General features: G+C 35.8%; 13 protein-coding genes and 1 tRNA gene. 10 read left to right on the top strand and 4 right to left on the bottom strand.

The genetic code is table 11. The features are described from left to right. The first annotated feature begins 381 nt into the window (after positions 1 to 381). The 5 genes from KHA97_RS24410 (at position 382) to KHA97_RS07215 (ending at position 4,963) form a co-directional block, all read left to right on the top strand. Positions 382 to 1,659, top strand: a complete 1,278-nt coding sequence (locus KHA97_RS24410) for a coiled-coil domain-containing protein (RefSeq protein ID WP_213124016.1) — start codon at positions 382 to 384, stop codon at positions 1,657 to 1,659. Positions 1,660 to 1,907: 248 nt separating this feature from the next. Beyond that, positions 1,908 to 2,969, top strand: a complete 1,062-nt coding sequence (locus KHA97_RS07230; protein WP_213124015.1) for a GerMN domain-containing protein — start codon at positions 1,908 to 1,910, stop codon at positions 2,967 to 2,969. Between the two features lie 119 nt (positions 2,970 to 3,088). Beyond that, positions 3,089 to 3,850: a ribonuclease PH gene (gene rph / locus KHA97_RS07225; RefSeq protein ID WP_213124014.1), complete on the top strand. Its 762-nt coding sequence runs from the start codon at positions 3,089 to 3,091 to the stop codon at positions 3,848 to 3,850. Further along, positions 3,841 to 4,449 (top strand): XTP/dITP diphosphatase, encoded by a 609-nt coding sequence (locus KHA97_RS07220; RefSeq protein ID WP_213124344.1) that lies wholly within the window; start codon positions 3,841 to 3,843, stop codon positions 4,447 to 4,449. Before rph ends, KHA97_RS07220 begins: the two co-directional genes overlap by 10 nt. Before the next feature lie 10 nt (positions 4,450 to 4,459). Then, positions 4,460 to 4,963, top strand: coding sequence for a metallophosphoesterase (locus KHA97_RS07215; RefSeq protein WP_213124013.1), 504 nt, complete (start codon positions 4,460 to 4,462; stop codon positions 4,961 to 4,963). 67 nt (positions 4,964 to 5,030) lie between these two features. Here the strand turns inward: KHA97_RS07215 and KHA97_RS07210 are convergent, their stop codons facing one another. From KHA97_RS07210 to KHA97_RS07200, 3 genes are read right to left on the bottom strand one after another with little or no spacing between them, the layout of a single operon-like run. Continuing rightward, positions 5,031 to 6,212, bottom strand: coding sequence for an ROK family transcriptional regulator (locus KHA97_RS07210; protein WP_213124012.1), 1,182 nt, complete (start codon positions 6,210 to 6,212; stop codon positions 5,031 to 5,033). A 25-nt stretch (positions 6,213 to 6,237) separates the two neighbouring features. Then, positions 6,238 to 6,783 carry a chromate transporter gene (locus KHA97_RS07205; protein WP_233713326.1) on the bottom strand — a complete coding sequence of 182 codons (546 nt, stop codon included), beginning with the start codon at positions 6,781 to 6,783 and terminating at the stop codon, positions 6,238 to 6,240. A 39-nt stretch (positions 6,784 to 6,822) separates the two neighbouring features. Beyond that, entirely contained in the window at positions 6,823 to 7,416 is a 594-nt protein-coding gene (locus KHA97_RS07200; RefSeq protein ID WP_213124011.1) for a chromate transporter, read from the bottom strand. 191 nt (positions 7,417 to 7,607) lie between these two features. On the opposite strand from KHA97_RS07200, the gene KHA97_RS07195 reads away from it, so the two are divergent. Continuing rightward, positions 7,608 to 7,976 carry a hypothetical protein gene (locus KHA97_RS07195; RefSeq protein ID WP_213124010.1) on the top strand — a complete coding sequence of 123 codons (369 nt, stop codon included), beginning with the start codon at positions 7,608 to 7,610 and terminating at the stop codon, positions 7,974 to 7,976. Between the two features lie 453 nt (positions 7,977 to 8,429). Here KHA97_RS07195 and KHA97_RS07190 read toward each other — a convergent pair. Beyond that, positions 8,430 to 8,506: transfer RNA gene (locus KHA97_RS07190), tRNA-Arg, on the bottom strand. Positions 8,507 to 8,796: 290 nt separating this feature from the next. Between KHA97_RS07190 and KHA97_RS07185 the strand changes: the two genes are divergently transcribed. The 4 genes from KHA97_RS07185 (at position 8,797) to lonB (ending at position 14,693) form a co-directional block, all read left to right on the top strand. Continuing rightward, positions 8,797 to 9,807 (top strand): tetratricopeptide repeat protein, encoded by a 1,011-nt coding sequence (locus KHA97_RS07185; protein WP_213124009.1) that lies wholly within the window; start codon positions 8,797 to 8,799, stop codon positions 9,805 to 9,807. 140 nt (positions 9,808 to 9,947) lie between these two features. Next, positions 9,948 to 11,237: a trigger factor gene (gene tig, locus KHA97_RS07180; RefSeq protein ID WP_213124008.1), complete on the top strand. Its 1,290-nt coding sequence runs from the start codon at positions 9,948 to 9,950 to the stop codon at positions 11,235 to 11,237. 223 nt (positions 11,238 to 11,460) lie between these two features. Beyond that, entirely contained in the window at positions 11,461 to 12,726 is a 1,266-nt protein-coding gene (clpX, locus tag KHA97_RS07175) for an ATP-dependent protease ATP-binding subunit ClpX (RefSeq protein ID WP_213124007.1), read from the top strand. Positions 12,727 to 13,028: 302 nt separating this feature from the next. Continuing rightward, on the top strand, positions 13,029 to 14,693 hold the full coding sequence (lonB, locus tag KHA97_RS07170) for an ATP-dependent protease LonB (RefSeq protein WP_213124006.1): 1,665 nt from the start codon (positions 13,029 to 13,031) through the stop codon (positions 14,691 to 14,693). Positions 14,694 to 14,915: the final 222 nt, after the last annotated feature.

Raw genomic sequence — 14,915 nt, 5'->3', positions numbered from 1 at the left:
TTTTGAAACAATATTGGTAGATGATTGTAATGTCTGGTTGACGAAAAATGGTGTTATAATTTATCTAGAAATAAGGAATTATAGTGTTTTTACAAGAAAATATAGGATGTACGCTATATTTTTATGTTTTTTATTACATAGAGAGAAAGTTTATAAAAATGGGAGTTTAGACTACTAGGAGAATCGTTTATTACGGATTTGGATGAAGATGAGTCATTTTTCATAGGCATTTTATTAAATTCCGCTTAAACCATCCACTACACCATACTCCGATTAATTAACTTACAAACAACTCCTGTCACAAATACTCAAAAAATTTCAGTATGATCCTGCACTATCAAATTTAGAAAAATATATTTAATTTTAACAGGGGGAAACAAGGTGAAAAATAGATTTATGGCTTCAAGCTTTGCGGTTTTACTTGGGGCAAGTGTATTATTTGTCTCATTTCCAAGTATGAATGTTTTTGCTGAAAATATAGATCAACAGATACAGAAGAAACAACAGGAAATTAGTGTAATTCAAGAAGAAGAAAATGAAATGAAAGAGACGTTAAAACAATTAGATGCCCAAGTGAATCAAACAAATGAGAAGATAGAGGCGACTAAGAAAGATATTTCAAAAACAAAAGAAGAAGCTAAACAATTAGAAGCAAATATTAAAGAATTGGAAAAGCGGATGGAAGCACGTCTTGAACTACTAAAAAAACGTGCTCGAAGCATCCAAACAAGCGGGGGAGCAACAAGTTATTTGGATGTACTTTTAAGTGCCGAGAGTTTTAGAGACTTTGTTGATCGAGCGTTTATAATAAATACTATTTTTTCTGCCGATAAAAACATTTTGCAAGAACAGGAACAAGATAAAGCTGCTCTTGAAAAGTCTGAAGCAGATTTGAAAGAAAAGCTAGATAAGGTTCAAGCTGAGTTAAAAGAAGTTGAAGAATTAAAGGTACAACTCTCTTATCAAATCAATGATAAGAATAGCATGCTTGCATCTATGGAAGAGCAACGAAAGGAAGCAAGCCAGCAATTAAAGAATTTGGAAAATCAAAAAGCTATTTTAATAGAAAAAGCGAAGGAAGAAGAAAGAAGAAGAGCGATTGTAGAAGCTCAGAAAGCAACGGAAGCAACTTCGAATGAAAAAGTAACGGTTTCAGAAGAAGAACCAATCAAAAACAAGGAAAAAACTGAAAAACGAGAAGAATCGACTACTCCATCAAAAGGGAATACAGAAGTAAAAGCTGAACCAGCTCCTTCTAAACCAGCTGTCATTAATAATTCTTCTGCTATTGAAAAGGCTATTCAAGTAGGGTCCACTATGGTTGGCAGATCTTCTTATGGTTGGGGAGCTATTGATGTCAAAAATAGAAGATTTGACTGTTCCGGTTTTGTTCATTGGGCCTATTCTTCAGCAGGTGTGAATATAGGTCGCTCAACTAGTGTGTTGGCAAGCCAAGGAAAGAAAGTCAGTACTTCAGAGATGAAAAGAGGAGACTTGATCTTCTTTAATACTTATAAAACAGATGGACATGTTGGAATCTATTTAGGCAACGGAACATTTTTGAATAGTAATAGTTCACATGGAGTATCAGTTGACTCACTAAGTAACTCATATTGGAAAAATGCATTTAAAGGACATGTTCGACGTGTTGTAAATTAATAGATTATGAAATTAGAAGGTGGAATCCCACCTTCTTTTTTATTTATTTCGAACTTTCTCGTCAGCAATGCACCTACAACTAGAAAACTTCTTGTATTCTCTTTTATCTACGTAGAAGGCCCCATATCCTTTATGTATACAGTTGATAGTTAGCTTCTTATACATTTCGAATAAACTTTTGGCCAAGCGGTCTATTCCTAAGACATAGCTCGTATATATAGTACAAACTGTCTTAGGAGGGGTACTAAATGTCAATAAGGGCGAAACTTGCCTTAACAACAGCTGCGGTTATGGCGACAAGTATATTTTTATCCGGCTGCGGTCTCTTTGGCAAAGAGAAAGAAAGTCTTGATCCGCCAAAAGATGTGACGTATTTAAAAGAAGGTGAAGCTCTTGATGCTTCTCCTGATGCAGAGACCGCAACAGAAGAAAAAGCAGATGTCGTGATGAGAGATATTTATTTGATCGACAAAAATGGATTTGTGGTAGCCCAATCTTTGCCACTTCCAAAAACGGAAAGTGTTGCAAAACAAGTTCTTTCGTATCTTGTTGCTGATGGTGATGTAGCCAATATTTTACCTAATGGATTTCGAACTGTTCTCCCAGCTGGAACTGAATTCGATGTAGATGTACATGAAGGAAAAGCTACAGTTGATTTTTCTGAAGAGTTCACGACGTATAAGCCAGAGGATGAAAAAAGGATTTTACAAGCAATCACTTGGACATTAACTCAATTTGATTCGATTGATAAAGTGGAGCTTAGAGTAAATGGGTATCCGCTCACGGAAATGCCAGCTAACGGTACTCCGATCAGCAGCGAAGGTCTGACTCGAGCTGACGGCATTAATACAGAATTTACAGATGTAGCTGATATTACGAATACTCGTCCTGTTACAGTATACTATCTAACTCAAATAGATGATGATTTTTATTATGTGCCTGTAACGCGCAGAGTTTCGAATACTGAGAAAGATGATGTAACAGCTGTTATTCAACAGTTGGTAGAGGGACCGGGCATCTTGACAGCTCTCGAAACAGGTTTAGTAGATGATGTAAAGCTTGTAGACGAACCTAAAATAGAGGATCATGTCGTTACACTTAATTTTAATGAAGCTATTCTCGGTAATAGTGAAAAGAAAGAGATTTCAGATGAAACATTACGTTCAATTGTTCTGTCGCTAACTGAACAAACTGGTATTGACAGTGTAAAAGTAATGGTGAATGGAAGCAGTGAAGTGATGAATGAAAAAGGTGAGGCACTAACAGAACCGGTGACAAGACCAGAAAAAGTGAATGCAGGTAGGTTTTAAAAGGAAAAATTTGATATACTATATATTAAAAAGTAGAGGTTGGCCAATAGCCGCCTCTTTTGTTATTTTTTTTAATATCGTATTCATATGTAGATGAACGATATAAAGGAGGAAGTTTTTTGCGAGTAGATGGACGAAGTTCTAATCAATTAAGAAACGTAAAAATTGAAACGAATTATCTTTTGCATCCTGAAGGGTCTGTATTAATATCTGTGGGAGATACAAAGGTCATTTGTACAGCGAGTATTGAAGAAAGAGTTCCCCCATTTATGCGTGGTGAAGGAAAAGGGTGGATTACTGCAGAATATTCAATGCTTCCACGTGCAACAGGAACTAGAAATATACGAGAATCTTCAAAAGGAAAGGTATCAGGTCGAACAATGGAAATTCAACGACTCATCGGTAGGGCTCTTCGATCAGTTGTCAACCTCGATGCCATTGGTGAAAGAACTGTTTGGGTTGATTGTGATGTCATTCAAGCTGATGGCGGAACACGTACTGCTTCGATTACAGGCGCTTTTGTTGCAGTAGCCATCGCTTTAAATAAATTAAAGGTAGAAAAAAACCTGCCGGAACTTCCTATACTAGATTTTCTTGCTGCCACAAGTGTGGGAATTATAGAGAATGAAGGAGTTATCTTAGATTTAAATTATGCCGAAGATAGTACAGCATTGGTGGATATGAATATTGTCATGACAGGTGCAGGAGAGTTTGTAGAATTGCAAGGAACAGGCGAGGAAGCTACATTCACCACATCCCAGCTTCATGAAATGTTAGCCGTTGCGGAGAAAGGCTTGAAAGAGCTCATGGCTATTCAAAGAGCGGCACTTGGTGATATTTCGACTTTCATAAAACGCGAGATGGGGAGTCAATCAAAGTGAAAAAACAAGTGATTATTGCAACGAAAAATAAGGGAAAAGCAAAGGAGTTTGAAGAGTTATTTTCAGCTTTAAATGTAGAAACATTAACATTGCTGGATCTAGATAATGCACCAGACGTGGAAGAGACAGGCAATACTTTTGAAGAAAATGCAACAATCAAGGCTGAAGCCATTTCTAATATGACAGGCAAAATCGTTATCGCAGATGATTCTGGTTTAGTTATTGATGAACTCGATGGCAGACCTGGAATCTATTCCGCAAGATATGCGGGGGAACATAAAAATGATGAAGAAAATATTGATAAAGTTTTGCTTGAGATGAAGGATGTTCCAGACAAGAAAAGAACCGCACGATTTTTTTGCGCGTTAGCTGTTTCGGGACCAAATATGGACACAATGGTTGTAACTGGCAAATGTGAAGGTAAAATATTAACGGAAAGAAAGGGAGCAAACGGATTTGGCTATGATCCAATTTTTTTTGCAATAGATCCTGGAAAACCAATGGCAGAATTGTCTTCTGAAGAAAAAAATAAGATTAGCCACCGTGCAGCAGCATTGAATAATTTAAAGCCAATCATTAATGAGCTTTTTTATAGGTGAGGTGATCCGTATGAAACTACTCGTTGTGAGCGATAGTCATGGTAATAAGGCAGTTTTGCAAGACTTGAATGCTACATATAAAAAGCAAGTGGATGCGATGATTCATTGTGGAGATTCAGAGTTATCGGCTGCTGATCCTGTTCTTGAAAGTTTTACGGTAGTACGGGGTAATTGCGATATGGATTCAGCATTTCCTAATGAACGTATACTGAAGCTTGATGATTCAATCATTTTTGTTACCCATGGACACTTACACAGAGTTAAATCCTCGTTACTTAAGATTTCTTACCGTGCAAAGGAAGTTGGAGCAGATTTTGTATTTTTTGGCCACTCCCATTTACTTGGAGCGGAAATGATAGATAAGGCTTTATATTTGAATCCTGGAAGTATTTTGCTACCCCGAGGAGGAAATGAAAAAACATACTCGATCGTTACGAAGGATCATGCAAATATTACCGTTCAATATTTTAACGATCAACATGTAGAATTAACAAAACTTAGAAGTGTATTTTAAACATAAAAGGGAGATATACAAAGATGTGTATATCTCCTTTTTCTGTTCTAAGAATTGGTGAAACTTTCTAAAAAAATGATTTAAAGAGTAAAGCAGCTGCACCGATAATAACAGCATCTTCTTTTAATAATCCTTTGTTAAATATGACGTTATCATTATGAAACATAAACTTTTTGGCGGTTGTGACTATTTTTTCATAATATGGTTGGTACTCATAAATAAGAGGACCATTTAATAAAACTTGATCCGGATGCATGAAGTTAATCATATTAGCAATACCAATCCCATAATAATGTGCGGAATTCAGAATAACTCTCTTAACTATGTCATCCCCTGCTTTAGCCGCATTAATCAAATGTTCGAATGTTAATTCTTGATCGATTGAAACAATTGATTTTTCTCCTGATGAGATTTGTTCAATAATTTGTGTTTTCATAGAATCAAGCGATGTATAAGAAAGTAAACAGCCTTTTTTTCCACAAATACATTCTTTTCCTTCAATATCTACAATCATATGACCAAAGGCACTAGCAACACCCGTTTTAGTTTGTAAAACATGTCCATTTACAATCATGCCACAGCGTAATCCAACACCACTTATACAATATAAAATATCACTGCCTTTAATAGTTGAATGTAGGTATTCTGCAAAAGCTGCAGTGTTAGCTCCGTTTTCAAGCAGAACATTTACCGAAAAAAATTTTTCTAATACATTAACAATAGGGACATGCTTCCAACCTACACTCGGAAAAGAATCTGGGTCCAATATAATTCCCTTTTCCCGATCTAAAGGTCCTACAGAACCAATGCCGATTCCAATCAAATCATCTTTGGATATGTCTTGAAGTTGCATAAAGAGATTAATGGCGTTAACAATGGATTCAATAACTACTTCTGGAGTATGATCCCGAGTCATCGAGAATGTATATTTTTCAATAATGGATAATTTTAAGTCCAGTAACGCAATAGTAGTATGGGTTCTTGATATATCAATCGCGATAATATACCCGCGGTTTTGTACAATTTCATATAAAACAGGCGGTCTTCCTCCACCTGATTTTGCAAAACCACTTTCGGCTATTAATTGAGACGTCAAGAGTTCATCAATGATTCTGACTAATGTGGTGTGCTTTAAATTTGTTAATGCTTGTAAATCAGCTTTCGTTAAAGGACCGTGATCATATATTAATTTATAAATCTTCCTTAGCGTATGATGCTTTGTTAAATTTTGAACAAGAAATTCCTTCATGTACAAAAGACTCACCTAATTTTATTTATTTTGTAAAGAAAATAATACCCGCAATTCCTGATATGATTAATACGAGAATAGGGTTCATTTTAAGACGAATCAATGCAAATAAAGAGACGCAAAATATTGTAAAAAGAATAATTGTATGTGTTGAAATCGTCCCGATTACATTATTTGAAATCGCAAAACTAATTGCTGCATAAATAATTAATCCTGTAATAATGGGACGAAGTCCGTAAAAAGCTGATTTAACAAGTCTATGTTCATGCATTCTATAAAAAAACATTGCAATCATTAAGATAATGATGAGTGAAGGCAAAACGGAACCAATGGTAGAAATTATGGCCCCGGGTAAACCCGCTGTATTATATCCAATGAAAATAGCGCTATTCGTTGCCATCGGTCCAGGGGACATACTAGCGACAGCAATGACATCAGTAAATTCCTGTGTCGTCATCCAACCTTGCTTATTTACAACTTCTGCCTCTATAACTGGAATCATTGCATATCCGCCGCCGAAGGAGACTAAACCAATTTTTAAAAATGTTATAAATAAATCAAGTAGTATCAATGATGTCACCGCCTGATGTAGTTTAAACTAGGAACATTCTTAGTTTTTTGCACCAACTTCTTTTTCGAGTCGTGTAGAATAACCTAACGCTTTTTTTATTTTTACGAGTATAATGCCTGTTACAAGCCCGATTATTATAATTAATGCAGGATGGATATTTAAATAATATAGGGCTCCAATCGTTAAAACAGCTGTTACTATAGTTGTTCTATCATAAAGAGCAGTCAACGCAATCTTGTAGGATGCAAAAGCGATTAATGCAACAATAGCGGGGCGTATACCTTCAAAGGCAGCTTCTATAATTGGATTGCCTTTTACATAAATAAATGTAATGCTTAATAGAATTACAATTGAAAATGTAGGAATCAAAACCCCTAAGAGAGCTGAAAGAGCTCCTCTCATCTTTGCGATGCGATAACCAATAAATACAGCTGAATTAATCCCAATGGCACCTGGCGCGGTACCTGCAATCGCGAATATATCGCCAACATCTCTAGCCTGAAGCCATTTTCTTTTTTTAACTACTTCCCTTTCTATCATAGGGATCATTGCATATCCACCACCGAAAGTAATAGGACCTATTTTTAAAAATGTAAAAAAGATTTGTAAGATTAACTTCCAGTTTGGATTCATCTGTCTATCACCTCTTGTTAATTTAATATTAACATACTTTTGTCCATTTTGGTTAAAAGTCTGATAGAAAAGGAGATAGGTAGCATAAGATAATCCATACTAAGGGTGCAAAATATGTCGAAAGTCCTCTATAATAATAGAATTTCATTCCGATAAAAGGAAAGGAAATGAAAACTTAAGGGGATTAATATATGAATATTAGTGAAATGTTTGATAAAATTAATCAGTCTGTCAATGAACTTGATTTAGTACATGCAAGAAAATTAATCGAAGAAAACATGGAAATTATAAAAGGGAAGAAACATTTCTTAAGTCGAAATGCAAGAGAGTTATTAGAGGTATTGATAGATGCTAATTTATCGACACTTAGTAGAAAGGAAATGCTCGTTTTACAGACCATTAACGCCTATGCCTCCAGTTTTGATTTAGTTGGCTTAAAAATCACATTAAAAAACAATACTGAATTATTGGTCAAAGAAGACATACTTCAGTATTTGAACTCAGATGCAAGAATAGTATTAGAAGGAATGGGAGTCATTCGGAAACAGAATATTATGTAACACACAGAGCCTAATGGGCTTTTTTTAGTAGATTTATTAATTTCATAATTTGAACATTTTAATCCTCGTAGGTTTGACGAAACAAAGTTTATTCAAATGAAGCAATAATTTATACACAGGGCAGTCCGAATACTCGTAGACTCCTGTGGAGAGTGCGTGATAGGCAAGACACTGCAGTGTTTAGCCCGATGAAGCTTGCACTGGGCCCGCAGAAAGTGAAATGTCTTCGGACTACGGGTTATGTGGTAATAATAGATATTACTAATTAAAAGAAGGATTTTAGGAAATTCCATTAGTCTATGATTTTTCATAAGGAGTAGTATTGAGATTTATTTAGATTTTAAAAAATACTTCGTATATATAATTTTCTATAATAACTGCTTTAATGAAGGATGTGACTAGAATAAAAAAGCCAAACCTATATTAATAGGTGTGGCGTATGTATTATAATAATGGCGTCCCAGGAGAGATTCGAACTCCCGACCCACAGCTTAGAAGGCTGTTGCTCTATCCTGCTGAGCTACTGGGACAATTATTTAAGACATTTTTCATTATAGGGAGGATAAGTAATAAAGTCAATAGAAAAATACAAAAAAATTTTTATTAATGAATCCTTGAAGGAATTGTACTAAGAATTTTAATAATTTAGAGGCATTAACTTATTTTCGCTGAAGTTTAAATTTCTAAAGGAAATCAAGGAATACTGACACCATTCACCCATTATAATAGTTTCACTTCTATAGAAATAATGAAAGGAATTTGTTTTCTTTTCCTTCATTTGTTACACTATTTTCAATTCTTTATGATGGGCGGTTCTATCATGAAACGAGATCAAGATGAACGCGAAACAGGAAAAATTATTCCATTTCCAGGTTTAAAGCAAAGATATTTTGAAAAAGGATTGGATTGTTTAGAAGCGCATGACTTTCAAGAAGCAGTACGATTACTCCGGAAGGCAAAGGAAATGAACGAAGCAGATCCACACATCAATTCTGCCTATCTTGCCGCCTTATATGAAAACGGAGATTATTTAGAAGCAAAATTTCTCGCAGAAGAAATTTTGCGTGAAGGTATCGGCCAATATTTTGAAATCATTGACATTTATTTAATGATCCTCATCCAATTAAATGAGCATCAACAGGTGATTGATACGATAGAAGCATTGTTTGATGAAAAAGAGGTACCAGCTCATAAGGCAGAACATTTTTTAACTCTTTTGCAATTAAGTAAAAAAGTTGTCGATAATGGAATCAACCGTTATTCCGATGAATTTTCAGTTGATCAAGCTTTCTTCAATAGTCAAGACCTGCATGAGCAAACAATTCAATTAGGGAGTCTCGTTGACAAAAACATACATCCCTATTTAGATTCTTTAATTAAAATGTTGGCTGATGAACATACCCATCCTTTCCTTAAAACGATCGTACTTAATGTATTAAGAGAGAATAAGATTGAGAAAAGTGTATATGTAAAAAAATTAAATTTCGAGGGTGATTTTATACCGGCAAATCTTTTAGAAGTTCAAGAGATGCCTTTATTTTCGGCGATTAATAAAAATCTTGAGTTCCATTTAGGAGATCACAATCCTGTTTTATTAGAGCAATTAAAGGAAATGAACGGCAGGCATGCATTCATTCTTTATCCTTTTGAAGTACAGCAGGGAGATCCTTTATTATGGGCCGCAGCCTATCGCTGTATGGGATATGAGATGTATGGAGAGCAGTGGAATAAAGAAAAATTAGCAAAAATATTTGGCGTAAAATGTGAAGAAATGATTAATGCTTTTTCATTTTTATTAAGTATTGAAGAAATTTCTTCACCTATTCTATAGCTACAATTGTTGAAAGGAAATGAAGCTGTGGTATAATATAATGGTTATGCCGAACTGCAGATCCAAATGGACTTTACATAAAGCAGTTTCTTAAATTAGGAGAATAAGCAGCGATTATATATTTGTTGGAGGTAATGATTATGACTGCAAAATGGGAAAAACTAGAGGGGAATAAAGGGGTTTTAACAGTTGAGGTTGATGAAGCAACTGTAAATAATGGCCTTGACGCTGCCTTTAAAAAAGTTTCTAAACAAGTAAACATTCCTGGATTCCGTAAAGGAAGAATTCCAAGATCAATGTTCGAAAAGCGTTTTGGGGTGGAAAGCCTTTATCAAGATGCATTGGATGTCATTTTGCCTGATGCATATATTTCTGCCATTGAAGAGACAGGCATTGAGCCAATTGATCGTCCTGACATCGAGATTGAACAAATGGAAAAAGGGAAAGAATTAATTTTTAAGGCTACCGTTCAAGTGAAGCCTGAGGTTAAGCTTGGAGAATATATAGGTCTGGAAGTAGAAAAAATGGACACTGAGGTTACTGATGAAGATGTCAATGCCGAGCTAAAACAACTTCAAGAACGTCAAGCAGAACTTGTTGTTAAAGAAGAAGGTGAAGTAGCAGACGGTGATTCTGTAGTTATCGACTTTGAAGGCTTTGTCGACGGTGAACCATTTGAAGGCGGTAAATCTGAAAATTATTCTCTTGAAATTGGATCAGGCTCTTTTATCCCAGGCTTTGAAGAACAGCTCGTTGGTGTAAAAGCAGGTGAGGAAAAAGATGTAGAGGTTACGTTCCCTGAAGAGTATCATGCAGAGGAATTAGCAGGAAAGCCAGCTGTTTTTAAAGTAAAAGTTCACGAAATCAAATCAAAAGAGCTTCCAGAGCTTGATGATGAATTTGCAAAAGATGTAAGCGAAGAGACGGAAACTCTTGAAGAATTAAAGGAATCCATCAAAAATCGTTTAGTTGAAAGCAAGAAAAATGAAGCAGAGCAAAAGCTTCGTGATGAGCTTGTAGAGAAAGCGTCTGAAAATGCTGAAGTGGACATTCCAGAAGTTATGGTAGAAACTGAAGTCGACAGAATGCTGAAGGAATTTGAACAACGTTTACAAATGCAAGGTATGACGTTGGATCTATATTTCCAATTCTCAGGTCAAGACGAAGATGCACTACGCCAGCAAATGAAAGAAGATGCTGAAAAACGAGTAAGAACTAACTTAACGTTAGAGGCTATTGCTAAAGCGGAAAATATTGAAGCTGATGATGAAGCAGCTGAAGAAGAAATGAAAAAAATGGCTGAGACATACCAAATGGATCTCGAAGAAGTTAAAAGACTTCTTGGTGGAAACCTAGAAAACTTAAAGGCAGACTTGAAAGTTCAAAAAGCAGTTGAATTTCTTGTTGAAAACAGCAAAACTGGTGCATAATAGTAAATAATACTGACATAAGATATAAGACTCAAGATAAAACAAGGCACGGTATCGTTCGTGCCTTGTTTTATCCAACACGAATACATAATTGTAATAAATATGGATGTTTATCGAATGCTTTTAATGGTTATTATTCGGAATAATATGTTACAATGCAATACATAACTATCGGCATTTTAATGAGTGCAATAGTTGTAGCTTTTAAAAGGGGTGAGATTCAATGTTTAAATTTAACGAAGAAAAAGGGCAACTTAAATGTTCTTTTTGTGGAAAAACACAAGAACAGGTCCGCAAATTAGTTGCCGGCCCTGGTGTATATATATGCGACGAATGTATTGAACTATGTTCTGAAATAGTTGAGGAAGAACTTGGAACAGAAGAAGAAGTTGAATTCAAGGATGTTCCAAAGCCTATGGAGATACGAGAAATTCTAAAAGAATATGTCATTGGCCAAGATCAAGCAAAAAAATCACTCGCAGTAGCTGTTTATAATCATTATAAAAGGATTAATTCTAACAGCAAAATCGATGATGTCGAACTTGCGAAAAGTAATATTTGTTTAATCGGGCCAACTGGGAGTGGAAAAACACTTCTTGCTCAAACTTTGGCGCGTATTCTTAATGTTCCGTTTGCCATTGCAGATGCAACTTCTTTAACTGAAGCTGGGTATGTTGGTGAAGATGTAGAAAATATTTTACTTAAATTGATCCAGGCTGCCGATTACGACGTTGAAAAAGCGGAAAGAGGCATTATTTATATCGATGAAATCGATAAAATTGCCCGTAAATCAGAAAATCCTTCCATCACTCGTGATGTATCTGGTGAAGGAGTGCAGCAGGCTTTATTGAAAATATTAGAGGGAACTGTTGCAAGCGTTCCCCCGCAAGGCGGCAGAAAACACCCACATCAAGAATTTATCCAGATTGATACGACGAATATTTTGTTCATTTGTGGTGGAGCCTTTGATGGCGTAGAACAAATTATTAAACGCCGTTTAGGACAAAAAGTCATTGGATTTGGTTCTGATGTAAAACCGGAAGAAGTAGATGTAAAAGGGTTGCTTACGAAAGTCCTTCCTGAGGATTTACTTCGATTTGGCTTAATTCCAGAATTTATCGGCCGTTTGCCGGTTATCGCGAGTCTGGAACAATTAGATGAAGAAGCGCTAATTGAAATATTAACAAAGCCTAAAAACGCACTTGTTAAGCAATATCAAAAAATGCTTGAGCTTGATGAAGTAGAGCTAGAGTTTGAAGACGAGGCCCTTCATGAAATTGCTAAAAAAGCAATTGAAAGAAAGACGGGTGCGCGTGGACTACGCTCTATTATCGAATCCATTATGCTTGATGTAATGTTCGAACTTCCATCCCGTGATGATATTACTAAATGTATCATTACAAAAGATTCCGTGGTCAATAATAAACCACCGAAACTTGTCTTAGAAGATGGAACCATTATTAAAGGAACTGAAAAAACATCAGCGTAATAATGATTAAAAGCGCATGATGATCTTATTATAAAACCTAGACATTTTCGTCAAGAATATGTCTAGGTTTTTTTACTTAACTATTTATTGATAACTTAAGACTTAGCAGCAGAGTTAGAGAGCACATCACATCAAGCGCAGTGCAGTCACGATTTTCCCGGTGTTTAGGGAGCTCCCTGAACAGAAAATTAACATTATAAAGGTTTGGATTTTTTTAGAACCATTGAAAAATCGGTTTATTCCTATTCCACGCAGGAAATACTAATCACTATGTGAAACAGTGTTTTCTAGGAGGGAATGCGATGAATTGGACAGTGCTTGTTTTAATGATACAACTATTTTTTGGAATCGTAATCGGGATGTATTTTTTAAATTTACTTAAAAATCAGCGCTCCCAAAAAGTAACCATTGATAAAGAATCAAAGAAAGAAATGGAACAATTGAGACGTTTGAGGGGAATTCGATTGTCCGAACCATTAGCCGAACGAGTTCGCCCAGCAACTTTTTCTGATATAGTTGGACAACAAGATGGAATAAAAGCATTAAAAGCCGCACTATGTGGCCCAAATCCACAGCATGTCATTATTTATGGACCTCCTGGAGTAGGAAAAACAGCAGCTGCGAGATTAGTACTTGAAGAGGCGAAGAGAAATCAACGCTCTCCTTTTCGCCATGACTCTGTCTTTGTAGAATTGGATGCCACAACAGCACGATTTGATGAACGTGGAATTGCCGATCCTTTAATAGGTTCTGTCCATGACCCTATCTATCAAGGAGCAGGAGCGATGGGACAGGCTGGTATCCCACAGCCTAAACAAGGAGCTGTGACGAATGCACACGGAGGAGTCCTTTTCATCGATGAAATTGGTGAATTGCACCCAATCCAAATGAATAAGCTATTAAAAGTCTTAGAAGATCGTAAAGTTTTTTTAGAAAGCGCTTATTATAGTGAAGAAAATTCTCAAATTCCTGCTCATATTCACGATATTTTTAAGAGGGGACTACCTGCAGACTTCAGATTAATTGGGGCAACGACAAGAACTCCTAATGAAATTCCGCCCGCTATCCGATCCCGCTGTATGGAAGTTTTCTTCAAAGAATTAGAACAACATGAGATTATTGAAATTGCTAAAAATGCGACAAATAAAATAAAATTAGATATTAAAGATTCTGGACTAACCATTTTATCTTCCTATGCTAGAAATGGCCGAGAAGCTGTAAATATGATGCAAATAGCAGCTGGTCTTGCAATCACTGAAGATCGAGAATATATACGAGACGAAGATATCGAATGGGTGATTCGTTCAAGTCAGCTTACACCAAGGTATGAAAAAACAATTTTAAAAAATCCACAAATTGGCGTTGTGAATGGTCTTGCCGTAACAGGTCCAAACAGCGGTATGCTTTTAGATATTGAAGTTATTGTAATCCCTGCAGAAAATGGGTCCATAAATATAACTGGAATTATTGAGGAAGAAAGTATAAATGGACAAGGTAAATCAGTGAAGAGAAAAAGTATGGCAAAAGGCTCTGTTGAAAATGTCATAACAGCTCTTAAAACAATGGGAGTACCCGCCAATCAATATGATATACATATTAATTTTCCAGGCGGTATACCGATTGATGGCCCTTCTGCAGGAATAGCAATGGCAGTTGGCATTTATTCAGCTATTTATAAAATTCCAGTAAAAAATACGGTTGCGATGACAGGTGAGCTGGGTCTTCTTGGAGACGTAAAACCTGTTGGCGGTGTATTTTCGAAAGTGAAAGCCGCTAAAAATGCGGGGGTAGAAATAGTTCTGATTCCGGCAGATAATAATCAATCAAGCTTAAAAGAAATAGAGGATATTACTGTGATTCCTGTAAAAAAGCTTGAGGCAGTTTTGGAAGAAGCTTTATTGAAACAACCGAATCATGAAATCATATCACAAAGTATACTTGGTGCACATAATAAAAAGACCGTATAAATTAGATAATGCCTCTTTCTCGACATTATGCATATTAATAGGCTAAAATTGAAAAAAGACTCTGGGAGGCAGAACTTGTACATTTATTTAGCTTAAGCGCATCTCGTGAACAATTAAGATTACGTACATCATTCTCAAGTTCTTGAAGATGTATCTCAATGTAAGATTAATGGATACTACTTCGCTTAAGCTTTTTTTATGGAGGTGTAGATTTGACGAATC

Origin of the sequence: Lederbergia citri (assembly GCF_018343625.1) — a bacterium.
GTDB classification, from domain to species: Bacteria; Bacillota; Bacilli; order Bacillales; family Bacillaceae_C; genus Lederbergia; species Lederbergia citri.
Note: the sequence above shows the minus strand (reverse complement) of the source record. Positions and strands in the feature narration are given on the sequence as shown.

Excerpts from the sequence above, each read along its gene's own strand:
- tig (WP_213124008.1), top strand. The coding sequence starts at position 9,948 with ATGACTGCAAAATGGGAAAAACTAGAGGGGAATAAAGGGGTTTTAACA.
- lonB (WP_213124006.1), top strand. The coding sequence starts at position 13,029 with ATGAATTGGACAGTGCTTGTTTTAATGATACAACTATTTTTTGGAATC.
- KHA97_RS07195 (WP_213124010.1), top strand. The coding sequence starts at position 7,608 with ATGAATATTAGTGAAATGTTTGATAAAATTAATCAGTCTGTCAATGAA.
- KHA97_RS07185 (WP_213124009.1), top strand. The coding sequence starts at position 8,797 with ATGAAACGAGATCAAGATGAACGCGAAACAGGAAAAATTATTCCATTT.
- KHA97_RS07230 (WP_213124015.1), top strand. The coding sequence starts at position 1,908 with ATGTCAATAAGGGCGAAACTTGCCTTAACAACAGCTGCGGTTATGGCG.
- KHA97_RS07200 (WP_213124011.1), bottom strand. The coding sequence starts at position 7,416 with ATGAATCCAAACTGGAAGTTAATCTTACAAATCTTTTTTACATTTTTA.
- clpX (WP_213124007.1), top strand. The coding sequence starts at position 11,461 with ATGTTTAAATTTAACGAAGAAAAAGGGCAACTTAAATGTTCTTTTTGT.
- KHA97_RS07210 (WP_213124012.1), bottom strand. The coding sequence starts at position 6,212 with ATGAAGGAATTTCTTGTTCAAAATTTAACAAAGCATCATACGCTAAGG.
- KHA97_RS07215 (WP_213124013.1), top strand. The coding sequence starts at position 4,460 with ATGAAACTACTCGTTGTGAGCGATAGTCATGGTAATAAGGCAGTTTTG.